Here is a 22516-nt window from a genome sequence, read left to right as displayed (position 1 = left end):
TATGCCGGCCATTTGCTTTGACCCGAGTGAAATCCATGGTGCTGTCGGCATGAGTCGTCTGTTCTGGAAAGCCTGCCTGGCCTGGTTCTGTTGCCTGCCGTTGCTGGCCGTGGCGGAAACCGCCGCGCCGCCGCTGACGCTGGACGACGCGCAGCTCGCCTGGCTCGCCGAGCACCCGCAGTTGCGCGTCGGCGCGGTGCTCGAAGCGCCCTATGTGCAGCAGGATCGCCGCCTGCAGCAGCTCTCCGGGGCCAACGTCGAGCTGCTGGAATGGCTGGCCAAAGCCCTGCGCGTCAGCCTGGAGTGGCGCACCTTCGCGGATCAGGCAGCGTTGGAAAAGGCAGTCCGCGCGGGGGAAATCGACCTCGCGCCCGGCGTCAGCCAGACACCTTCGACCCTGCGCGACTGGCTGTTCTCCGACCCCTATCTGCGCGTGCCGCGCCTGGTCGTCGGCGATCGCCGCAGCGGTACCTCGGTGGAGTTGGACAACCTCGGTGAAGGCGAATCCGTCTCCGTGCGCGGCCCCGGCCCGGTGGTGGACTACCTGCGCGGGACCTACTCGGGGCTGACCCTGCAAGTGGTCGACAGCGACCGTGAAGTGCTGCGCAAGGTGCTCGGCCGCGAAGCCAACTACGCCGTGATCGACGAGGCGCAACTGGCGCGCCTGACCCGTGAAACCGAGTTCACCGGCCTTTCCGTGGTGGCTGATATCGGCTATCCGCAATTGCTGCGTGTGGCGACCCGGCGAGGTCTGCCGGAACTGGCCGGGATCATCGATGCAGCCCTGCGCGCGGTGCCCGCGAAGGACCTCGACCAACTGCATGAACGCTGGCTGCAACCGACCTATCCGCGGCTGGGTTCCTCGCCCGGTTTCTGGCAGAACCTCTGCATCCTGCTCGGCCTGCTGTTGTTGTTTGCGGTTGCCGCGTTGCTGTTGCTGCGCCGCCAGCACCACGCCCTCGAGTCGCGCCTGCTCGCGGCACGGCGGGACATCGAGCTGCGCCAGTCGGCGGAACAGGCGCTGCGCCTGACCCAGTTCGCCATCGACAGCAGCACCGTGGGTATTCTCTGGGTCAACTGGGACAGCCACGTTCGCTATGCCAACCGCGCCGCTGAAGAAATGCTCGGCTATGTGCCGGGCGCGGTGGTGGACCGGCCACTGTCGGATTTCGAACCGGCGCTGAACATGGACCGCTGGCTCAACCTCTGGCGCCGCGCGCGCAATGCCGACGAGGCACCGTTGAGCTTCGAGACTCGCTGCCTGCGCGCCGATGGCCAGTGGCTGCCGGCGGACGTTTCCCTGAGCTTCCTGCGCTTCGGCGATTCGGAATACCTGCTGGTGTTCCTCAGCGACGTCACCGAGCGCCGCCGTGCCCGCGCCGCCCTGGAGGAAAGCGAGGCGCGCCTGCAGGGCATCGCCGCCAACGTGCCGGGGCTGGTGTTCCGCCTGGAGCCCAATGCGCCGGATGACGACTCCGATTTCGCCTATATCAGCTTCATCACTGGAGGCAGCGAAACCTCGCTGGGCTATTCGCCCGGTTACCTGCGCGAGAGTGGGCTGGGGATCATGGGGCTGGTGCATCCGTCCGAGCGCGAGGGGTATCTCGCCAGCCAGCTGGCGGCGGTGGAAGGCCACTGCAACTGGCTGTGGCAGGGCCGCATCCTCACCCGCAGCCACGAGCCGCGCTGGGTCGACATCAAGGCCACGGTACGCACGCTGGACGACGGCCGCCCGGCCTGGGACGGGGTGGTCTGGGACATCACCGAGCACAAGCAGATCGAGCTGGAACTGCAGGATTCCCGCGCGCAGCTGCGCGAGCTGTCGGCGCACCTGGAGAGCGTGCGGGAGGAGGAGAAGGCGCGCATCGCCCGCGAAGTGCACGATGAACTGGGCCAGGTGCTCACCGTGCTCAAGCTGGAGACGTCCATGTGCGAACTGGCCTATGCCGAGTTGGACAGTGGCCTGCGCGAGCGCCTGGACAACATGAAGCGCCTGATCGCCCAGCTGTTCCAGTTGGTGCGTGACGTGGCCACTGCGCTGCGCCCGCCGATCCTCGATGCCGGCATCGGTTCGGCGGTGGAATGGCAGGCTCGCCGCTTCGAATCGCGTACACAGATTCCGTGCCTGGTGCAGGTGCCGGAGAACCCGCCGGAGCTGTCCGACGCCAAGGCCATCGGCCTGTTCCGCATCCTCCAGGAGGCGCTGACCAATGTCATGCGCCATGCCCAGGCGCATACTGTGGAATTGCAGCTGAGCGTCGAGGGGCGCGAATTGTGCCTGCGCATCGCCGACGATGGCGTGGGTTTCGACCCGACTGCAACGCGCCAGGGCGTTTCCTTTGGCCTGGTGGGCATGCGCGAGCGGGTGCTGATGTTCGGCGGCACCTTGCAGATCGACAGCCAGCCCGGTGAGGGCACCACGCTGTGGATCCGGGTGCCTCTGCGCTCCCGAAGTGCGTAAGCGGGCGGCAACCATAACGACAATGACAAGAGTGGATCGGGAGGAAGAGCGGTGATTCGAGTGCTGGTGGCGGAAGACCATACGATCGTGCGTGAGGGCATCAAGCAGCTGATCGGCATGGCCAAGGACCTGCAGGTGGTGGGCGAGGCCACCAACGGCGAGCAACTGCTCGAAACCCTGCGCCAGACACCCTGCGAAGTGGTCCTGCTGGACATCTCCATGCCTGGCGTCAACGGCCTGGAAGCCATCCCGCGGATCCGCGCGCTGAACAATCCGCCGGCCATCCTCATGCTGTCGATGCACGATGAAGTGCAGATGGTCGCCCGCGCACTCAAGGTCGGCGCCGCCGGCTACGCGACCAAGGACAGCGACCCGGCGCTGCTGCTCACGGCGATCCGCAAGGTCGCCAGTGGTGGCCGTTATATCGACCCCGATCTCGCCGACCGCATGGTCTTCGAAGTCGGCCTCACCGATTCGCGCCCGCCCCATGCACTGCTGTCGGAGCGCGAGTTCTCGGTGTTCGAGCGGCTGGTGCATGGCGAGGGCGTCAACGAGATCGCCCAGCAGCTGGCGGTCAGCAGCAAGACCATCAGCACCCACAAGGCGCGGCTGATGCAGAAACTCAATGCCAACTCGGTGGCGGACCTGGTGCGTTACGCCATGGAGCACAAGCTCGTCTGACCGACCCGCGCCGCCGGCTTGATCTGCGGCAGATGGCTCGCTGAATTTTCCCTCCACGATGTGCGACGTGTCCGATTTCTGTAACACACCGTCTATCTAGCGGGCGTGAGGCAGGGAATGATTGCCGGCTTCATGCAGTACGTCGTGATAACAAGGAGAAGAAGATGTTGCGAGCGGTAAGGGGAGGGCTGCTGTTCAGCCTGCTGGGGAGCGCTGCGATGCCAGCGCTGGCGGACTACGTCACGGTGATTTCCTTCGGTGGCGCCAACAAGGAAGCCCAGGAGGCAGCCTTCTACAAACCGTTCAAGGAAGTGACCGGCAACGCCGTCGTCCACGGCTCCTACAACGGCGACCTGGCCAAGCTCAAGCGCATGGTGGAAATCAGCCATGTGTCCTGGGACGTGGTGGAAGTCGAGGCCCCCGAACTCGCGCGCGGCTGCGAGGAAGGGCTGTTCATGAAGCTCGATCCCAAGACCCTGGGCAACACCGCCGATTTCGTTCCCGGCGCGGTGCAGCCGTGCGGCGTCGGCATCTTCGTCTGGACGACGCTTCTGGCCTACAACCAGAGCAAGCTGCAGGGTACGCCGAGCGGTTGGGCGGACTTCTGGGACACCAAGAAATTCCCCGGCAAGCGCGGTCTGCGCTGGGGCGCCAAGTACAGCCTGGAATTCGCCTTGATGGCCGACGGCGTCGCGCCCAAGGACGTCTACAAGGTGCTCGCCACCAACGACGGCGTTGACCGCGCCTTCCGCAAACTCGATGAGCTGAAGCCGAGCATCAACTGGTGGAAGTCCGGCCAGGACCCGGTGCGTGACCTCGCCGACGGCACTGTGGTGATGAGCTCCGCCTACAACGGCCGGATCGCCGCCGCACAGGCCGAGCAGAAGGGCTTCCGCATGGTCTGGGCCGGCGGCATCTATGACTTCGACTTCTGGGCGTTGCCTTCGGGCGTGTTCAAGAAGGAACTGGCCGAGCAGTTCGTCAACTTTGCCGGCCAGCCGCAGCAGCAGAAGGCCTTCGCCGAGAACATTTCCTACGGTCCGACCAACCGCAAGGCCGTGGAACTGCTGGCGCCGGACGTGGCCGCCAACCTGCCCACCGCACCGCAGAACATCGCCAATGCCGTGGGCATGAACGTGGCGTTCTGGGCCGAGCACGGTGACGCGCTGGAGCAGCGCTTCCAGGCCTGGGCCAAGCGCTGAGGCGGTTTGTCAGGCCCACTGCGCGGTGGTGGGCCTGGCATTTCGAATCGCTAATTTTTGTAGGGCGATCCCTACAAAGCATCCTCTCTAAGCCTTATAGCAATCTCTCATACCGCCCGATTTGCGTGCCGGTCCAGCTTCTCTAGGCTTGATTCAACGGCATTTACAAAAAAACAAAGGTGCGGTGATGGCCGAGAATCAGGCAAACGATGTGCTGGTGAGTTTCCGTGGCGTGCAGAAGAGCTACGACGGCGAATCCCTCATCGTGAAGGACCTCAATCTGGACATTCGCAAAGGCGAATTCCTGACACTGCTGGGGCCGTCCGGTTCCGGCAAGACCACCAGCCTGATGATGCTGGCCGGTTTCGAAACTCCTACCGCCGGTGAAATCCAGCTCGCCGGCCGCGCCATCAACAACGTCCCCCCGCACAAGCGCGACATCGGCATGGTGTTCCAGAACTATGCGCTGTTCCCGCACATGACGGTGGCCGAGAACCTGGCCTTCCCGCTCTCGGTGCGCGGTATGAGCAAGACCGACGTGAGCGAGCGCGTGAAGCGTGCGCTGTCGATGGTCCAGCTCGACACCTTCGCCGGTCGCTATCCCGCCCAGCTCTCCGGTGGCCAGCAGCAGCGCGTGGCCTTGGCCCGCGCGCTGGTCTTCGAGCCGCAACTGGTGCTGATGGACGAACCCCTGGGTGCGCTGGATAAACAGCTGCGTGAACACATGCAGATGGAGATCAAGCACATCCACCAGCGCCTGGGTGTGACCGTGGTCTACGTGACCCACGACCAGGGCGAAGCCCTGACCATGTCCGATCGCGTGGCCGTGTTCCACCAGGGCGAGATCCAGCAGATCGCCCCGCCGGCCGAGCTCTACGAGCACCCGCGCAACTCCTTCGTCGCCAACTTCATCGGCGAGAACAACCGCATCGCCGGCCAGCTCCAGGCCCGCGATGGCGACCGCTGCACCGTGGGCCTGGCCCGTGGCGAGAAGGTCGAGGCGCTGGCGGTCAACGTCGGCAACGTCGGCGATACCGTCAGCCTGTCGATCCGCCCCGAGCGCGTGCGCCTCAACGGCCACAGCGAAAACTGCGTGAACCGCTTCTCCGGCCGCGTCGCCGAGTTCATCTACCTGGGTGACCACGTGCGCATTCGCCTGGAGGTCTGCGGCCGTACCGATTTCTTCGTCAAACAGCCGATCGCCGAGCTCGATCCCGCGCTCAGTGTTGGCGACGTGGTTCCGCTGGGCTGGGAAGTCGAGCACGTCCGCGCGCTCGACCCACTGTCCGCGGCGTAACGAAAGCGGCCCGGCCACTCCCGGACGCATCCAAGAAAAACAAACTGCACACTGTGGAGACAACAATAATGTCGAAGTCCTTGAAAGCATCGGGGCTCAAACTCGCAGCGCTGACTCTGGGCGTGGCCTTCGCGGCCCAGTCCATGGCCGCCACCGACCTGACCGTGGTGTCCTTCGGCGGCGCCAACAAGAACGCCCAGGTGAAGGCGTTCTACGGCCCCTACGAGAAGAGCAGCGGCAACAAGATCGTCGCCGGCGAGTACAACGGCGAGATGGCCAAGGTGAAGGCCATGGTCGACACCAACAGCGTCTCCTGGGACCTGGTGGAAGTCGAGTCGCCGGAGCTGGCTCGCGGCTGTGACGAAGGCCTGTTCGAGACCATCGACCCGGCCATCCTCGGCAAGGCTGACGACTACGTACCGGGCGCCGTGAGCAACTGCGGCGTCGGCTTCTTCGTCTGGTCTACCGTGCTGGCCTACAACGCCGACAAGCTGAAGACCGCACCGACCAGCTGGGCCGATTTCTGGGATACCAAGCAGTTCCCGGGCAAGCGCGGCCTGCGCAAGGGCGCCAAGTACACCCTGGAATTCGCCCTGATGGCCGACGGCGTCGCGCCCAAGGACGTCTACAAGGTGCTGGCCACCAAGGAAGGCCAGGATCGCGCCTTCAAGAAACTCGACCAGATCAAGCCGAACATCCAGTGGTGGGAAGCTGGCGCCCAGCCGCCGCAGTACCTCGCCTCCGGTGACGTGGTCATGAGTTCCGCCTACAACGGCCGCATCGCCGCCGTGCAGAAAGAGAGCAACCTGAAGATCGTCTGGAACGGCGGTATCTACGACTTCGACGCCTGGGCCATCCCCAAAGGCGCCAAGAAAGTCGACGAGAGCCTGAAGTTCATCGCCTTCTCGGTTCAGCCCGAGCAGCAGAAGACCTACTCCGAAAACATCGCCTACGGCCCGGTCAACAAGAACGCCGTACCGCTGCTGAGTAAGGACCTGCTGAAGGATATGCCGACCACCCCGGAAAACATGCAGGGCCAGGTCGGTATGGACGTGACCTTCTGGGCTGACTACGGCGAGCAGCTGGAACAGCGCTTCAACGCCTGGGCTGCCAAGTAAGTAGCAGCAGTGCCAAACCGCCACGGCCTCCCGGACCGTGGCGGACCGGAGCCGCCACCCCCTCGCGGCGGCTCCTCCTGACACCACACCTTGGCCGCCCTTGGGCGGCCCGTTTTACCGGAGTTCGCTATGGCCACCGCTGTGTCTCTGAACGAGGTCGCCGGCCCCACCCTCAAGCAGCGCCTGGCGCGCGCGGAGCGGATGAACCGTCTGAAGTCCCAGGCGCTGGTGCTGCCCCTGCTGGTCTTCCTGTTGCTGACCTTCCTGGTGCCCATCGCGGCGCTGCTCTACAAGAGCGTGAACAACCCCGAGGTCGTCGGCGCCATGCCGCTGACCGTCAACGCCATTTCCGAATGGGACGGCAAATCGCTGCCTTCGGATGCGGTGTACAAGGCGCTGAGCGACGACCTGGTCGCCGCGCGCAAGAACCAGACTATCGGTGATCTCTCCAAGCGCCTGAACATGGAGCTGGCCGGCTACCGCAGCCTGCTCTCCAAGACCGCGCGCGCATTGCCGTTCAAGGAGCAACCAGCGTCGTACAAGGACGCCATGGAAGCCCTCGACGAGCGTTGGGGCGACCCGGCCTACTGGCAGGCGATTCGTCGCAATGCCAGCTCCGTCACGCCTTATTACCTGCTGGCGGCGCTCGATCACCGCATCGACGACCTGGGCGAGATCGCCCGCGCCACGCCTGACCAGTCGATCTACCTGGACATCTTCGCCCGCACCTTCTGGATGGGCGCGGTGATCACCCTGATCTGCCTGGCGCTGGCCTACCCGCTGGCCTACCTGCTGGCGATCCTGCCGACCCGCAAGTCCAACCTGCTGATGATCATGGTGCTGCTGCCGTTCTGGACCTCGATCCTGGTGCGAGTCGCCGCGTGGATCGTGCTGTTGCAGTCGGGGGGCCTGATCAACGGCGCGCTACTGAAGATGGGCCTGATCGACCAGCCGTTGCAGCTCGTGTTCAACCGCACCGGCGTGTACATCTCCATGGTCCACATCATGCTGCCGTTCATGATCCTGCCGATCTACAGCGTGATGAAGGGCATTTCCCCGAGCTACATGCGCGCCGCGATTTCGCTGGGCTGCCACCCGTTCGCCAGCTTCTGGAAGGTCTACTTCCCGCAGACCGTGGCCGGCGTCGGCGCCGGTTGCCTACTGGTGTTCATCCTGTCGATCGGCTACTACATCACCCCGGCGCTGCTGGGCAGCCCGAACGACCAGATGGTCAGCTACTTCGTCGCCTTCTACACCAACACCACCATCAACTGGGGCATGGCCACGGCCCTGGGCGGCCTGCTGCTGTTCGCCACCCTGGTGCTCTACGTGATCTACGGCTGGCTGGTAGGCGCGAGCCGCCTGCGCCTGGGCTGATGGAGGAGCCTGTTCAAGGCCTTGCCGAACGCAGCTCAGGCAAGGCGAGAACAGGCGAGAAAGCGCAGTTTACGCGCAGTAAATGAGCATTTTGAGCCTGTTCGCAACGCCGCATGAGCAAGTGCAGGCAGGTATTGAGCAGGCTCCGAGGAGAACAAGAAGATGCTGAGTCCCTATATGTCCCCAGTCGAGCGCGTGTGGTTCTACACCCTGCGCATCCTCTGCGGTCTGATCCTGTTGTTCCTGGTGCTGCCGGTACTGGTCATCGTGCCGCTGTCGTTCAACTCCGGCACCTTCCTGGTCTACCCGCTGCAGGGCTTCTCTCTGCGCTGGTATGCCGACTTCTTCAACTCCGCCGAGTGGATGCGCGCGCTGACCAACAGCATCATCGTCGCCCCGGCGGCCACCGTGCTGGCGATGGTCTTCGGCACCCTGGCGTCGATCGGCCTGACCCGCGGCGAGTTCCGCGGCAAGGCGCTGGTCATGAGCCTGGTGATCTCGCCGATGGTCGTACCGGTGGTGATCATCGGTGTGGCCAGCTACCTGTTCTTCGCGCCGCTGGGCCTGGGCAACAGCTACATCTCGCTGATCATCGTCCACGCGGTGCTCGGTGTGCCCTTCGTCATCATCACCGTGTCGGCGACCCTGCAGGGCTTCAACTACAACCTGGTGCGCGCCGCCGCCAGCCTGGGCGCGCCGCCGGTGCTGACCTTCTTCAAGGTCACCCTGCCGCTGATCGCTCCCGGCGTCATCTCCGGTGCGCTGTTCGCCTTCGCCACCTCCTTCGATGAAGTGGTGGTGACCCTGTTCCTCGCCGGCCCAGAGCAGGCCACCCTGCCGCGCCAGATGTTCAGCGGCATCCGCGAGAACCTCAGCCCGACCATCGCCGCCGCGGCGACCCTGCTGATCGGCTTCTCCGTCCTGCTCCTGCTCACCCTTGAGTGGCTGCGCGGCCGCAGCGAGAAACTGCGTACCGCACCGACTTCCTGATTCACAGTGTTTCGCGGACGGTTTCGTCCCTGTGCTCACCCACAGGGGCGGGATTGATCCGCGATTTTTTTGCCTGCGACCTTGCCTGAGCTGTCGCCCCCTCCTGCATTTTTCGCCTCGGCCATCGGTGGCGATCATCGGTGCGATCCCCTTCGAGCCGTCCGAGCGGCTACAATGCGCGCCATCCGTGATTTCCGCCCACAGAGGTGCGCCATGCAACCCTACGCCATCGCTCCGTCGATCCTTTCCGCCGACTTCGCCCGCCTGGGCGAGGATGTGGACAAAGTGCTCGCTGCCGGCGCCGACATCGTCCACTTCGACGTGATGGATAACCACTACGTGCCGAACCTCACCATCGGCCCGATGGTCTGCACGGCCTTGCGCAAGTACGGCGTCACTGCGCCCATCGACGTGCACCTGATGGTTTCCCCGGTGGATCGCATCATCGGCGACTTCATCGAAGCCGGTGCCACCTACATCACCTTCCACCCCGAAGCGACCCAGCACATCGACCGCTCCCTGCAATTGATCAAGGACGGTGGCTGCAAGGCGGGCCTGGTGTTCAACCCGGCCACCTCGCTGGATGCGCTGAAGTACGTGATGGACAAGATCGACATGGTCCTGCTGATGAGTGTGAACCCCGGCTTCGGCGGGCAGAAATTCATCCCCGGCACCCTCGACAAGCTGCGTGAAGCCCGCGCCCTGATCGACGCCTCCGGCCGCGACATCCGCCTGGAGATCGACGGTGGGGTGAACGTGAAGAACATCCGCGAAATCGCCGAAGCGGGCGCCGACACCTTCGTCGCCGGTTCCGCCATCTTCAATGCACCGGACTACGCCGAGGTCATCCGCGCCATGCACGCTGAGCTGGCGCAGGCGCGCAAGTGATGAGCGCTGCACAACTGCCGTTCGCCGGGCTGCCGCGTCTGGTGATGTTCGACCTGGACGGCACCCTGGTGGATTCGGTCCCCGACCTCGCCGCGGCGGTGGACAAGATGCTGCTGGCGCTCGGGCGCCAGCCGGCCGGCCTGGACGCGGTGCGTCACTGGGTCGGCAACGGTGCACGCGTGCTGGTGCGCCGCGCCCTGGCCAATGACATCGAACACGATGGGGTCAGCGAGGAAGACACCGAGCGCGCCCTCGAACTGTTCATGGACGCCTACGCCGATAGCCACGCGCTGACCGTGGTCTATCCCGGCGTGATCGAGACCCTGAAGTGGCTGAAGAAGCGCGGCGTTGAGCTGGCGTTGATCACCAACAAGCCCGAGCGCTTCGTCGGCCCGCTGCTCGACGAGATGAAGCTGGGCAAGTTCTTCCGCTGGATCATCGGCGGCGACACCCTGCCGCAGCAGAAGCCCGACCCGGCCGCGCTGCTATTCGTGATGAAGATGGCCGGTGTGTCGGCAGAACAGGCGCTGTTCGTCGGCGACTCGCGCAACGACATCCTCGCGGCCAAGGCCGCCGGCGTGCGCAGCGTGGGCCTGAGCTACGGCTACAACCACGGCCGCCCCATCGCTGAGGAAACCCCGACACTGGTGCTCGACGACCTGCGCCATCTGCTGCCTTGCTTCGACTCGGGCAAAGCGATAGTGTTGCCCGACTCCGCTTCAAAACCCGCTCAGCGAGACAGCACCGTGGAAACGGCTCCCCACACACTCTGGATGAAAGTCATCAAGGCCCTGGCCCGCTGGCGCTGGCGCGCCTGACATCCTTTGGCCGGTACGCCGGCGTGTGTGCACCCAAGTCCGTTTCCCCCTCAGAGCCCGCTTACTATCTGCTGCGCGTCGGCGGCACTGCGTTGAAATCGCTTTCGAGATGCTCATTTACTGCGTGTAAACTCCGCTCTCTCAAGCGATTTCGCCTTGTTCCGCTCTAGCTCGCGAGATCCTAAACAGGCTCTTATTCCACGAGGCTGATCATGACCCGCGAAGAATTCCAGCGCCTGGCCGCCGAAGGCTACAACCGCATTCCGCTGACCTGCGAAACCCTTGCCGACTTCGATACCCCGCTGTCGATCTACCTGAAGCTCGCCGATGGCCCCAACACCTACCTGCTCGAGTCCGTACAGGGCGGCGAGAAGTGGGGGCGTTACTCGATCATCGGCCTGCCCAGCCGTACCGTGCTGCGAGTGTACGGTCACCAGGCGAGCATCAAGGTCGACGGCGTCGAGACCGAGAACTTCGAATGCGCCGACCCGCTGGCCTTCGTCGAGGAGTTCAAGGAGCGCTACCGCGTACCGACCATCGCCGGCCTGCCGCGCTTCAACGGTGGCCTGGTCGGCTACTTCGGTTACGACTGCGTGCGCTACGTCGAGCAGCGCCTGGCGCAGTGCCCGAACCCGGACCCGCTGAACAATCCTGACATTCTGCTGATGGTCTCCGACGCGGTGGTCGTCTTCGACAACCTCGCCGGCAAAATGCATGCGATCGTCCTCGCCGACCCGGCGCAGGCCGACGCTTATGACAAGGGCCTGGCACAACTGGATGAGTTGCTGGAGCGCCTGCGCCAGCCGATCACCCCGCGCCGTGGCCTGGACTTCAGCGCGGTCAACGCGCCGGAGCCGCAATTCCGCGCCAGCTTCACCCGCGAGGACTACGAGCGGGCGGTGGACACTGTGAAGGAGTACATCCTCGCCGGTGACTGCATGCAGGTCGTGCCGTCGCAACGCATGTCCATCGACTTCGCCGCTGCGCCCATCGACCTGTACCGTGCGCTGCGCTGCTTCAACCCGACGCCCTACATGTACTTCTTCAACTTCGGCGACTTCCACGTCGTGGGCAGCTCGCCGGAAGTGTTGGTGCGCGTCGAGGATGGTGAAGTCACCGTGCGCCCCATCGCCGGCACCCGCCCGCGTGGCGCGACCGAAGAGGCCGACCGCGCCCTGGAAGAAGACCTGCTGTCCGACGCCAAGGAAATCGCCGAGCACCTGATGCTCATCGATCTGGGCCGCAACGACGTCGGCCGCGTGTCCGACACCGGCACGGTGAAGGTCACCGAGCAGATGGTGATCGAGCGCTACTCCAACGTCATGCACATCGTTTCCAACGTCAACGGCCAGCTCAAGCCCGAGCTTTCGGCGATGGACGCGCTGCGCGCCATTCTGCCGGCCGGCACCTTGTCCGGAGCGCCGAAGATTCGTGCGATGGAAATCATCGACGAGCTGGAACCTGTCAAGCGTGGCGTCTACGGTGGCGCCGTGGGATACCTCGCGTGGAACGGCAACATGGACACCGCCATCGCCATCCGCACTGCGGTAATCAAGAACGGCGAGCTTCACGTCCAGGCTGGCGGCGGCATCGTTGCCGACTCCGTGCCGGCGGCGGAGTGGGAAGAGACCATCAACAAGCGCCGCGCCATGTTCCGCGCCGTCGCGTTGGCCGAGCACACGGCCAAGGTGCATGGCCGCGACTGAGTGGCCGGCTCGATGAAAGCCCCGCTTCGGCGGGGCTTTTTATTGGGGCTCGAACCGCCGGATGCCGGCTGGAATCCACCGGCTGGCGCGGGACGTTCCGCTTGCTCCGAGCTGCCCCCTCTCCCTCTGGGAGAGGGTTGGGGTGAGGGGAACGCCCAACGCAGGAATATCAGGGGATACAGCTCTTGGTAGGAGCGAGCTTGCTCGCGAACTGAGTCTGCCGGCTCCTCCATCGCTGGGCGGGTTCGCGAGCAAGCTCGCTCCTACAGCACATGACGTGTCGCGCACCGGGACTCAACCGGCCTGCCGTGCTTCCACCACCTGCAGATTCGCTTTGCGCCGGGCCAGCGCCACATCGGCTTGCTGCGAACGCTCCTCCACATAGGCCGCCAGGTGATCCACCGCGACGTACTGCATTGCCTTGTGGCTGTCGTCCAGCGTGGTCACCGGCAGGGCGATGCGCCCGCAGGACAGTGCCTTGCTGAAATTCTCCCGGTTCAGGTTGCGGAACCAGCGCTCGCGCACCTGCTCCAGCGGCACCAGGACATCCCCGAAAATCTGATAGACCAGGCTCACCGTCTCCGGGCGGGGGGCGGGGCGGACATCTGCGGTCGACTGCATGGGACTCTCCTGTTCCGATGGTGGTGGCGACAAGAGAAATATAGCAAAGGTTGTATTTATCTTCAATCGACACGCAAGAAAAACCCCGCCTAAGCGGGGCTTTCCTGTTGCGAACGGAGTTCAGCGAACCAGGGTTGGTGCGCGACGGTGGCGCACGGTGGACCACCAGAACACCCAGCCGATCATGCGGATCTGCCCGCTATCGAACTGCTCCGGCGGGTACTCCTCGTCAGGGTACTCGTCGCGGTTGAAGCTGCGCAGGCGGATGCCGCCACCCGGCAGGCGATAGACGAATTTCACCCGCAGCATGCCCTCATGTTCAAGGGCGTAGATCTCGCCGTCGGTGATGTGCGTGGTGGCGGTGTCGATGCCGATGGTGGAGCCATCCATGATCAGCGGCTCCATGCTGTTGCCGGTGAGCTGGGCGCAGATCGCCGCCGCTGGATCGACCCCCGCCGCGCGCAGCGTGGCGTAGGAAAAACGCAGCTTGCGCCCCTCTATCTCGCGTACTGCGGTGCGGCCGGCGCCGGCCGCCAGTTCCACTTCCTTGTAAAGGCGTAGTTCCACTTCGTCCTCGTCCAGCGGCGTATCGCTATCCCATGGGTGCAGCGGTTCCAGTCGCAACGGGCTGCCGTCGGCGGGCGCCGCGGTCGGCGTGCCGGCGCTTTGCGTCGGTGCACCTTCGCCGGTGGCCAGCCAGGTCGGCGAGACGCCCAGCGCGCTGGCGATCTCGATCAGCTTGCGCGTGCTCTGGGCCTTGCCCGAGGTCAGCTTGTGGATGGTGTTCTGCGAAACCCCGGCGGCTTCGGCAAGGGTTTCCTGCTTGAGGTTACGCGAGGCCATCGCCTGCTTCAGGCGCTCTGCCAGCGTCGATGAGGGTGAGTTTTCCATGGGGGCACTCTACCTCCTGGGTTGTAGCGTGTAAATAGCTTTGGTGTTGACTAAATATAGCCATGGTTGTAATCATAAAAGCCAGCAGCCCACCGGAGAAACCAGAATCGGTTTGGCTGAAGGGAGGCGACCGGCTTCCCCTCACCACGGCAAGGAAGCCGCGGGTTGCCTGCCCTGCAGGCTGGAGGACGCGGGCAGGCCAGGGAGATGCCGCCCGCGTACCGGCAATGGATGCCGTCCGACGAGTCGGCGTCCGCGACGAATAGATCGCGACTGACCACCCCAGGCGGCCGAAGGCTCGGCGACCACGGAGGGCCCGTCGCCAGGAGGATTTACATGAACCACCCAACGAACTGCCCGCTGCAGCCCCATGACACCGCTCCTGCGGAGGTGCGCCGTGGCTGATATCGCCGACTACGCCAACGACCTGGTGCTGGAGCGCATCGAGGACATGCTGCACAGCCGCCGCTCCTCGGCGGCCATCAACTCCGCCGAATACTGCGAGGACTGCGGCGACGACATTCCACTGGCGCGCCGCCTGGCCGCGCCGGGCTGCACCCGCTGTATCGACTGCCAGGCCATGGACGAGCTGGAGCGGCGGCACTGAGCCGCCCCGGGAGAAATACAGTGATCAAACCCATCGATGAAATGCTCAAGCTCTGGGCCGAAGAGATGCACAACCCTGGCAGTGCCGGTGGCGGCTATGCCGGCGGCAACCTGCTGGCGATGATGATGGCCAACAAGGGCGAGATGATTCGCGGCACACGGGGCAGCAAGGTGATCCTCGACCGCGTCGCCGAACTGGACCTGATCATCAACCACCTGCCCGACGAGCAGAAGGACGTAGTCACCGAGCATTACCTCAACCGTGACAGTGAGGCCTCGCAGAAGTACCGGCACTGCCGCTGCAGCCGCAACACCTTCTACCTGCGCCTGCATGTGGCGCATCAGAGCATCCAGTCACGGCTGATGCGCCGCGTCGCCTGATCCGCCCGTTCCATGACCCGAAGCCCGGCCTTGCGCCGGGCTTTGTGCTTCTCGCCGAGCGCACTGCGCTATGCTCGCGCCCCATGAAAACACCAATCCTCATTCGTCGTGCCGAACCCGGCGATGCCGATGCCATCCTGCGTATTCTCGGCGAAACCTACGAAGCCACCTGGAAGCCCGAGCTCAGCGCCGAAGCCATTGCGCGTTTCGAGTCTTCTACGCACACCAGCGTGTACGTGCATGAACGCCTGCCGTTCTTTCAGGTTGCCTGCATTGCTGACGAAGTGGCCGGCATGCTCGACTGGCGTGAGGACTTCATCGATGCCCTGCATGTTTCTCCCCATTATCAGCGCCTGGGCATTGGTGCGGCTCTGCTGCGTCAAGCGGAAGTTGCCATAGCCGAGGCGGGCTATGTGCGTGCCCGTCTGGAGACCGATACCTTCAACCTGCTGGCGCGGGCCTTCTACGGAAAGCACGGTTATGCGGAGGTCGATTTCTACCCTGATGAGGAATGGCACAGCGGCTTCACTACCGTGCTGATGAGCAAAGACCTCTGAAATTTCCGACGCTGGATTTCGGCGTTTCGATGGCACATTGCGGTGTGTCATCTGCGTATTGCAGCGCATTCCCCGAGAAGCCTTGTTCCGGTGGGAATCGAGGGGTACAAAGTAGTCATTCTTGTAAAGGTGCGTCCCCAGGGAGCACAACGCGAAACCCCGAAAAGCCCGGCCATTGAGCCGGGCTTTTTCATGCCCGCGTTTTTTATCCGCCGTTTCGGCGGGTGGCCGGCGAGAGCGTCGGCAGTCATCCCCGGTTGGCTGATAGCCGCCGGTTTCGCCCGTTCGCGGGCGTCTTTATCCAAGGTGAGCCAATGGGCAACGAACCGCAGACCCTGGCCGATGTGCCTTTGTGGGGGCTGATCCTGCTCGCTGTCGCGGGCGGCATCAGCGGTGAAATGTGGCGCGCCGACAAGGCGGGCCTGGGTGGTTGGCGATTGCTGCGCCGGTTGGCGTTGCGTTCCGGCGCCTCGATTGTCTGCGGCATGGCGGTGATGTTCCTGGCCATGGCCTGCGGTGCTTCGCTGACCCTTGCCGCCGCTATCGGCAGCCTGACCGCAGCGGCCGGGGCGGAGATCGCCGTCGGACTTTATGAACGCTGGGCGGCGAAGCGCCTGGGCGTGTGCGAACTGCCGCCGAGCGAGCGCGGACAAGAGTGAAGCTGCAAGGAGACGACATGTCCGAACAACCTTTGACCCTGGCGCTGCTGCTCGACACGGTGGAGCAGGCGCTAGCCACGCGATTGACCGAGATCGGCGCCTTTCTGCGCGGCCCACTCAAGCAAGTGCCGGCGACACTTCCTGCGCTGGCGCTGGAGTACGCCGGCCTGCTGCCCGGCCGTGATCCCGGCAATGGGCAGACCGCACTGATCTGCCGGCTCCAGGCGCGCATTCTGGTAACCAAGGATGACGCGGACGCTGAGGCCCTCGCGCTGCGCAGCGTCGCCTCGCTGGCTGTGCTTTTGCGTGCCCAGAACTGGGGGCTGGAACTGCAGCCGGTGAGTTTCGTTCAGGCCCAGCCGGACAGCGAGAACCCTGCGCTGGCGACGTGCCGGGCCTGGCTGGTCGAGTGGCAGCAACCGGTATTGCTCGGCGAAACGGAATGGCCGTGGGAAGACCAGTCGCCGGGCAGCCTGGTGCTGGGGTTCGATCCCGAGACCGGTCCCGGTCATGAGGACGACTACTTCGACCCGGGAGCGCTGCAATGAACCAGGACTATGTGAGTGCCGAGCACGACCGCATGCTGGCCGCGCTGGTCATGCCATGCGAGGTCGTGGCCGTGGACCTGGCGGCGGCGCGGGTACGCGTGCGGTCCGGCGAGTGGACCAGCGCCTGGGTTCGCTGGCACGCACAGGCCGCTGGTGCCGCTCGGCACTGGCGCGCGCCGAGCCTGGGCGAGCAGGGTGTACTGCTCAGTCCGTCCGGAATGGCCGCCATGGGGACCTTCGTGCCGGGGCTGTTCGGCGCGGGGTCGGCGCCGCCGAACAATCGCGGCGAGGTGGAGAGCTGGCATTTCCCCGATGGCGCGGTGCTGAGCTACGACTGGCAGGCGCATCGCTATGACCTGCAACTGCCCGCCGGCAGTGCGACGGTGAAGGTCGGCGGCACCCAGGTGGTGGTCGATCCGGGTGCGGTGAGCGTGACCGCCGCCAGCATCCAGTTGACCGGCCCGGTGACCATCAAGGGCGCACTGACGGTGAACGGCAATATCAGCAGTACCGGTTCGATCATGGACACCGCCGGCAACAGCAACCATCACACCCACTGAAGTCGCTTCGACTTCTCACCCTGGCCCGCCAAGTGCGGGCCTTTGCATTTCTGGAGACCTGCCATGGGCAAACAATCCTGTGCGCATTCCGAGTGGCGGAGGGCATGGCCATGATCGGCATGGATCGACGCACTGGCCAGCCGCTCACGGGGCTGGCGCATCTGAAGCAATCCATCGAGGACATTCTCGGCACGCCGCTGGCCAGCCGGCGCATGCGCCCCGAATACGGCAGCCGCCTGCGGCGCATGGTCGACCTGCCGGTGACCGAAGGCTGGAAGGGCGCGGTGCAAGCGGAAGTCGCCCGCGCCATCGGCCGCTGGGAGCCGCGCTTGCGCCTGAGTTCCGTGCAGGTGGTCGCGGTAGTCGGTGGCAATGTTTCGCTGCGATTGCGCGGCATTTATCTGGGCGATGAGATCGGACTGGAGGTGGCGGCATGAGCCTGATCGATCTGTCCCAACTGCCCGCCCCTGAGGTCGTTGAGATCCTCGACTACGAGACGCTCTACGCAGAGCTGCTGGCGGATTTCCGCAGCACCATGGGCGAGAGTTGGACGGCGGCGGTGGAGTCCGACCCGGTGGTCAAGCTGCTGGAACTGGCGGCCTACCGGGAACTGCTGCTGCGCGCCCGGATCAACGACGCCGCTCGCGCCGTGATGCTGGGTTATGCAACCCAGGGCGACCTGGATCAACTGGCCGCCGGCTATAACGTCAAGCGCCTGGTGATCCAGCAGGCGGATGCCACGACCTCGCCACCGACGCCGGCCGTGCTGGAGGGCGATGACTCGCTGCGCAACCGCACCCAGCTGGCCTTCGATCAGCTTTCGGTGGCCGGCCCGCGCAATGCCTACGTGGCCTTCGCACTCGGTGCCGATGGGCGTATCGCGGATGTCTCGGCAATCAGTCCGCAACCGTGCGAGGCACTGGTCAGCGTGTTGTCTTCCGAGGGCAACGGGGTTGCCTCGGAAGAGCTGCTCCAGGCGGTGCGCACGGCACTGAACGATGAGGACGTTCGTCCGGTGGGCGATCGCCTCACCGTGCAGTCTGCCGCCATCGTGCCCTACCAGGTCGACGCTGTGCTCTACATCTATCCCGGCCCGGAGGCCGAGTTGATCCAGCAGGCCGCCGAGGCTTCGCTGCAGACCTACATCGCCACCCAGCGCCGCATCGGCCGTGATATCCGCCGCAGCGCGCTGTTCGCCGCCTTGCATGTGGAAGGTGTGCAGCGTGTCGAACTGGCGAAGCCGGCGGCGGACGTGGTGCTCGACTCCACCCAGGCGGCGTACTGCAGCGGGTACCAGATCCGCGTGGGAGGTTCGGATGAGTAGCCGCCTGCTGCCGATCAACTCGACGCCGCTGGAGCGCGTACTGGCGGATGTACAGGCTGCCGACCTGCCCGTGCCGCTGCGCGAGCTGATGGACCCGCAGCGCTGCCCGGTGGCCTTGCTGCCGTACCTCGCCTGGGCCTGGTCGGTGGACCGCTGGGACCCGGCCTGGAGCGAGGTGGTGAAGCGCAAGGCGGTGGCCGCGGCGTTCCGCATCCACCAGCACAAGGGAACCATCGCCGCCCTGCGGCGGGTGATCGAGCCGCTGGGTTACCTGATCGAGATCATCGAGTGGTGGCAGGGCTCGCCCATGGGCGAACCCGGCACCTTCCGCCTGCGCATCGGGGTGCTCGACAGCGGTATCAGCGAAGAAATGTACCAGGAGGTGGAGCGTCTGATCGAAGACGCCAAGCCGCTCACGCGGCACCTCATCGGGCTGGATATCAGCCTGGAATCCCAGGGGCGGATCACCGTCGGCTCCGGGCAATACGACGGCGACATCGTCACCGTCTACCCCTACCTCCCGGATGTGATCGAAGCGATCGGCAGCCACGGCATGCCGGGCCGGGAGCACACCATCGATAGCTTGAGTGTCTACCCATGGCAGTAACCTACTACGCACTACTCACCACGATCGGTGCCGGCAAGCTGGCGAATGCCACCGCGCTGGGCACCACCCTGAAAATCACCCAGCTCGCGGTGGGCGACGGCGGCGGCAACGTGCCGACCCCCGACGCCAGCCGCACCCAGCTGGTCAACGAAGTCCGCCGCGCACCGCTGAACCGGCTGAGTGTCGACCCGGCGAACAGCGCGCAGATCATCGCCGAGCAGGTCATCCCCGAGGACGTGGGTGGCTGGTGGATCCGCGAGATGGGCCTGTACGACGAAGCCGGCGCGCTGATCGCCTACGCCAACTGTGCGCCGTCCTATAAACCACAACTGGCCGAAGGCAGCGGCCGCACCCAGACCGTGCGTATCGTGCTGATCGTCAGCAATGCGGCGTCGGTGGAGTTGAAGATTGATCCGAGCGTGGTGCTGGCGACGCGGGAGTATGTCGATTCGGCTTTTCTGACGCGAGTGGCGTCGGCAACCAGCCTCGGGGTTGTCAAACTGGCAACAGCGGCAGAGGTCCAGGCTGGTACTGAAGCGACTCACAGCATTACACCTGCCTCACTGGCAACTCGAACTGCCACGGAAACGCGCACGGGCCTGATCGAGCTGGCAAGCGCTGCTGAGGTGCAAGCCAAGATCGATACCACTCGAGCGGTCACGCCTGCTGGACTTTCCTCCTGCAAGGCATCCGAGGATGCCTCCGGATTGGTGGAGCTCGCTACCACGGCTGAAACAGTCTCCGGAGCGGATGCGGAGCGTGCTGTGACGCCGGCGGGTTTGAGCGCTCGAACTGCGACTGACACTCGGACGGGGTTGGTGGAGTTGGCTACTGCCGCAGAGGTCCAGGCCAAGACGGACACCATCAGAGCGATTACTCCTGCCAGCCTGGCGGCGTGCACAGCGACCGAGGCTCGGGCTGGGTTGGTTGAACTCGCAACGACCACCGAAGCGGCAGCTGGCACAGACACGGAGCGAGCTGTAACTCCCGCAGGTCTCGCGTCCGGCATCAGCTCGCGTTTTAGTGCTGAAAACGTCTGGCGGTCTGCATCTGTGGTCCTGAACGTGGCGGGCGCCGTCAAGTACGAACGCTTGCCTACGGGGCTGGTGCGAATGTTCGGCACAGTCATTCCTACCGGCAATAGTGAGGGCAAGGGGACTGTGCGGATTAACTTTCCGTTCGCGTTGAGCTCCGTCTGGTCAGTCGTTGCGAATGAGTACCAGGCCGAGTCGACCGTTGGCTCGGGAATTCAGGCATCTCCCAACGTGGTTACCGGTTCATACGTGGACATCTGCTTCAAAACCTTCCCAAACGGGGCCTTGCGCATCGACTACCAGATACTTGGTAGCGTCTGAAGCTGCTTTCTGACAGTTGCTTACGATCAACTGCAGTTTCGTTTCATGAGTCTGTCCGCACTGCCCTTACGACGGGGCACGTAAGAGAAAGGCTCGCCACATCAGCACGATGTCCTTTCGACCTGCTGAACGTCCTAAAGCCAACCGCCTCCCGGCGGTTTTTTTATGTCTGGAGAAAACCCTATGAGCTTCTTTCACGGCGTCACCGTGACCAATGTTGACGTCGGTGCGCGCACCATTGCGCTGCCGTCGTCCTCGATCATCGGCCTGGTGGATACCTTCACTCCCGATGCCAAGCTGACAGCGCAAGCCGATGTGCCGGTGCTGCTCACCAGCCTGCGCGAAGCGGCTGCCGCGTTCGGTACCGCGTCGGCGATCTACAAGTCCTGCACCGCCATCTTCACCCAGTCCGCCGCGGTGGTCGTGGCGGTGGGCGTGGCGAAAGTCGAGGATGCTGCACAACTGACTTCCGCGATCATCGGCACCGTCACCGAGGCCGGCCAGCGTACCGGCCTGCAGGCGCTGCTCGACGGTAAGTCGCGCTTCAACGCCCAACCGCGTCTACTGGTCGCGCCGAAACATTCCGCCACCCAGGCGGTAGCCACCGCCATGGGCGCGCTGGCCGAGAAGCTGCGCGCCATCGCCATCGTCGACGGCCCGAACACTACCGACGAGGCCGCCATCGCCTACGCCGGCGAGTTCGGCAGCAAGCGCATCTACCTGGTCGATCCGGGCGTGCAGTACTGGGATACCGCCAGCAGCGCCACCGTCGATGCAGCGGCTTCCGCCAACGCCGCCGCGTTGTTCGCCTGGACTGACAGCCAGTACGGCTTCTGGTCCTCGCCATCGAACAAGGAATTGCTCGGCATCACCGGCACCGGCCGTCCGATCGAGTTCCTCGACGGCGACGAGACCTGCCGCGCCAACCTGCTCAACAACGCCAACATCACCACCATCATCCGTGACGACGGCTACCGCCTGTGGGGCAACCGCACGCTGTCCAGCGATGCCAAGTGGGCCTTCGTGACCCGCGTGCGGACCATGGACATGGTGATGGACGCCATCCTCGCCGGGCACAAGTGGGCGGTCGACCGCGGCATCACCAAGACCTACGTGAAGGACGTCACCGAGGGCCTGCAGGCCTTCATGCGCGATCTGAAGAACCAGGGCGCGGTGATCGACTTCGAGGTCTACGCCGACCCGGAACTCAACACCGCCAGCCAGCTGGCCCAGGGCAAGGTGTACTGGAACATCCGGTTCACCGACGTACCGCCTGCCGAGAACCCCAACTTCCGCGTCGAGGTGACCGATCAGTGGCTCACCGAAGTCCTGGACGCAGCTTAAGGAGAACCCCAGATGATTCCGCAGATCCTTACCAACACCAACCTCTTCGTCGACGGCGTGAGCTTTGCCGGTGACGTGCCCTCCCTGACCCTGCCTGCCCTCAAGGTGAAGACTCAGGAGTACCGTGCCGGCGGCATGGACGCCCCGATCCTGCTCGACATGGGCCTGGAGGCAATGGAGGCCAAGTTCACCACCAACGGCGCGCGCCGCGAGGCCATGAAGTTCTTCGGCTTGAGTGACCAGGGCTCCTTCAACGGCACCTTCCGCGGCTCCTTCAAAACCCAGAAGGGCGGCACCGTGCCGGTGGTCGCCACCGTGCGCGGCCTGCTCAAGGAAGTCGATCCGGGCGAGTGGAAGTCCAACGAGCTGGCCGCCTGCACCTACAGCGTGGCCGTCACCTACTACAAGCTGGAAATCGAAGGTCGCGAGATGTTCGAGATCGACCCGGTCAATTCCGTGCGCAAGATCAACGGCGTTGACCAGCTCGCCGCGCTGCGCGCTGACCTGGGCGCCTGAGGAGAACCC

24 protein-coding genes are annotated in these 22516 nt (G+C 64.6%); 22 read left to right on the top strand and 2 right to left on the bottom strand.

Translation table 11 applies throughout. The features are described from left to right. Positions 1-49 precede the first annotated feature (49 nt). The 10 genes from ACNFH5_RS00250 to trpE all read left to right on the top strand — a co-directional run bounded on the left by ACNFH5_RS00250 (position 50) and on the right by trpE (position 12538). Complete coding sequence (locus ACNFH5_RS00250) at positions 50-2461, top strand: PAS domain S-box protein (protein ID WP_416743383.1); 2412 nt, start codon at positions 50-52, stop codon at positions 2459-2461. A gap of 51 nt (positions 2462-2512) precedes the next feature. Next, positions 2513-3142: a response regulator transcription factor gene (locus ACNFH5_RS00245; RefSeq protein ID WP_045212692.1), complete on the top strand. Its 630-nt coding sequence runs from the start codon at positions 2513-2515 to the stop codon at positions 3140-3142. Between the two features lie 164 nt (positions 3143-3306). Beyond that, on the top strand, positions 3307-4344 hold the full coding sequence (locus ACNFH5_RS00240) for an ABC transporter substrate-binding protein (RefSeq protein WP_416743382.1): 1038 nt from the start codon (positions 3307-3309) through the stop codon (positions 4342-4344). Between the two features lie 187 nt (positions 4345-4531). After that, positions 4532-5641: an ABC transporter ATP-binding protein gene (locus ACNFH5_RS00235; RefSeq protein WP_024763595.1), complete on the top strand. Its 1110-nt coding sequence runs from the start codon at positions 4532-4534 to the stop codon at positions 5639-5641. 68 nt (positions 5642-5709) lie between these two features. Continuing rightward, positions 5710-6759 (top strand): ABC transporter substrate-binding protein, encoded by a 1050-nt coding sequence (locus ACNFH5_RS00230; RefSeq protein WP_416743381.1) that lies wholly within the window; start codon positions 5710-5712, stop codon positions 6757-6759. A 129-nt stretch (positions 6760-6888) separates the two neighbouring features. After that, positions 6889-8136, top strand: coding sequence for an ABC transporter permease (locus tag ACNFH5_RS00225; RefSeq protein ID WP_416743380.1), 1248 nt, complete (start codon positions 6889-6891; stop codon positions 8134-8136). Positions 8137-8298: 162 nt separating this feature from the next. Further along, the gene (locus ACNFH5_RS00220; protein WP_416743379.1) at positions 8299-9126 is read left to right on the top strand and encodes an ABC transporter permease; all 828 of its coding nucleotides are present in this window, start codon (positions 8299-8301) and stop codon (positions 9124-9126) included. Positions 9127-9339: 213 nt separating this feature from the next. Then, positions 9340-10014, top strand: coding sequence for a ribulose-phosphate 3-epimerase (rpe, locus tag ACNFH5_RS00215; RefSeq protein WP_088420343.1), 675 nt, complete (start codon positions 9340-9342; stop codon positions 10012-10014). Further along, the gene (locus tag ACNFH5_RS00210) at positions 10014-10832 is read left to right on the top strand and encodes a phosphoglycolate phosphatase (protein WP_416743378.1); all 819 of its coding nucleotides are present in this window, start codon (positions 10014-10016) and stop codon (positions 10830-10832) included. Before rpe ends, ACNFH5_RS00210 begins: the two co-directional genes overlap by 1 nt. Before the next feature lie 212 nt (positions 10833-11044). Beyond that, positions 11045-12538 (top strand): anthranilate synthase component I, encoded by a 1494-nt coding sequence (gene trpE / locus ACNFH5_RS00205; RefSeq protein WP_416743377.1) that lies wholly within the window; start codon positions 11045-11047, stop codon positions 12536-12538. A 294-nt stretch (positions 12539-12832) separates the two neighbouring features. Here trpE and ACNFH5_RS00200 read toward each other — a convergent pair whose 3' ends face one another. Then, a complete protein-coding gene (locus tag ACNFH5_RS00200; RefSeq protein ID WP_416743375.1) occupies positions 12833-13159 on the bottom strand; it encodes a pyocin activator PrtN family protein in 327 nt (108 codons plus the stop codon). A 120-nt stretch (positions 13160-13279) separates the two neighbouring features. Then, entirely contained in the window at positions 13280-14050 is a 771-nt protein-coding gene (locus tag ACNFH5_RS00195; protein ID WP_416743374.1) for an XRE family transcriptional regulator, read from the bottom strand. Between the two features lie 397 nt (positions 14051-14447). Here ACNFH5_RS00195 and ACNFH5_RS00190 point away from each other — a divergent pair, with 397 nt between their 5' ends. The 12 genes from ACNFH5_RS00190 to ACNFH5_RS00135 all read left to right on the top strand — a co-directional run bounded on the left by ACNFH5_RS00190 (position 14448) and on the right by ACNFH5_RS00135 (position 22507). Next, positions 14448-14657: a TraR/DksA C4-type zinc finger protein gene (locus ACNFH5_RS00190; RefSeq protein WP_416743372.1), complete on the top strand. Its 210-nt coding sequence runs from the start codon at positions 14448-14450 to the stop codon at positions 14655-14657. 20 nt (positions 14658-14677) lie between these two features. Next, positions 14678-15037 carry a hypothetical protein gene (locus tag ACNFH5_RS00185; RefSeq protein WP_045212666.1) on the top strand — a complete coding sequence of 120 codons (360 nt, stop codon included), beginning with the start codon at positions 14678-14680 and terminating at the stop codon, positions 15035-15037. A gap of 83 nt (positions 15038-15120) precedes the next feature. Continuing rightward, complete coding sequence (locus tag ACNFH5_RS00180) at positions 15121-15594, top strand: GNAT family N-acetyltransferase (RefSeq protein WP_416743370.1); 474 nt, start codon at positions 15121-15123, stop codon at positions 15592-15594. Between the two features lie 314 nt (positions 15595-15908). Beyond that, entirely contained in the window at positions 15909-16253 is a 345-nt protein-coding gene (locus ACNFH5_RS00175) for a phage holin family protein (RefSeq protein WP_024763586.1), read from the top strand. A 17-nt stretch (positions 16254-16270) separates the two neighbouring features. Further along, the gene (locus ACNFH5_RS00170; protein ID WP_416743368.1) at positions 16271-16801 is read left to right on the top strand and encodes a hypothetical protein; all 531 of its coding nucleotides are present in this window, start codon (positions 16271-16273) and stop codon (positions 16799-16801) included. Continuing rightward, the gene (locus ACNFH5_RS00165; protein WP_416743366.1) at positions 16798-17361 is read left to right on the top strand and encodes a phage baseplate assembly protein V; all 564 of its coding nucleotides are present in this window, start codon (positions 16798-16800) and stop codon (positions 17359-17361) included. The genes ACNFH5_RS00170 and ACNFH5_RS00165 overlap by 4 nt, the downstream gene beginning before the upstream one ends. Positions 17362-17471: 110 nt before the next feature. Then, positions 17472-17798 (top strand): GPW/gp25 family protein, encoded by a 327-nt coding sequence (locus ACNFH5_RS00160; RefSeq protein WP_416743364.1) that lies wholly within the window; start codon positions 17472-17474, stop codon positions 17796-17798. Further along, on the top strand, positions 17795-18685 hold the full coding sequence (locus ACNFH5_RS00155) for a baseplate assembly protein (RefSeq protein WP_416743362.1): 891 nt from the start codon (positions 17795-17797) through the stop codon (positions 18683-18685). The genes ACNFH5_RS00160 and ACNFH5_RS00155 overlap by 4 nt, the downstream gene beginning before the upstream one ends. Beyond that, on the top strand, positions 18678-19292 hold the full coding sequence (locus tag ACNFH5_RS00150) for a phage tail protein I (RefSeq protein ID WP_416743361.1): 615 nt from the start codon (positions 18678-18680) through the stop codon (positions 19290-19292). The genes ACNFH5_RS00155 and ACNFH5_RS00150 overlap by 8 nt, the downstream gene beginning before the upstream one ends. After that, on the top strand, positions 19283-20647 hold the full coding sequence (locus ACNFH5_RS00145) for a phage tail protein (protein WP_416743359.1): 1365 nt from the start codon (positions 19283-19285) through the stop codon (positions 20645-20647). Before ACNFH5_RS00150 ends, ACNFH5_RS00145 begins: the two co-directional genes overlap by 10 nt. Positions 20648-20830: 183 nt before the next feature. Next, the gene (locus tag ACNFH5_RS00140) at positions 20831-21991 is read left to right on the top strand and encodes a phage tail sheath C-terminal domain-containing protein (RefSeq protein ID WP_416743358.1); all 1161 of its coding nucleotides are present in this window, start codon (positions 20831-20833) and stop codon (positions 21989-21991) included. 12 nt (positions 21992-22003) lie between these two features. Then, the gene (locus tag ACNFH5_RS00135; RefSeq protein ID WP_416743357.1) at positions 22004-22507 is read left to right on the top strand and encodes a phage major tail tube protein; all 504 of its coding nucleotides are present in this window, start codon (positions 22004-22006) and stop codon (positions 22505-22507) included. Positions 22508-22516 lie beyond the last annotated feature (9 nt).

It is taken from the genome of Pseudomonas sp. NY15435 (assembly GCF_048068295.1).
In the GTDB taxonomy this organism is placed as follows: Bacteria; Pseudomonadota; Gammaproteobacteria; order Pseudomonadales; family Pseudomonadaceae; genus Pseudomonas.
Note: the sequence above shows the minus strand (reverse complement) of the source record. Positions and strands in the feature narration are given on the sequence as shown.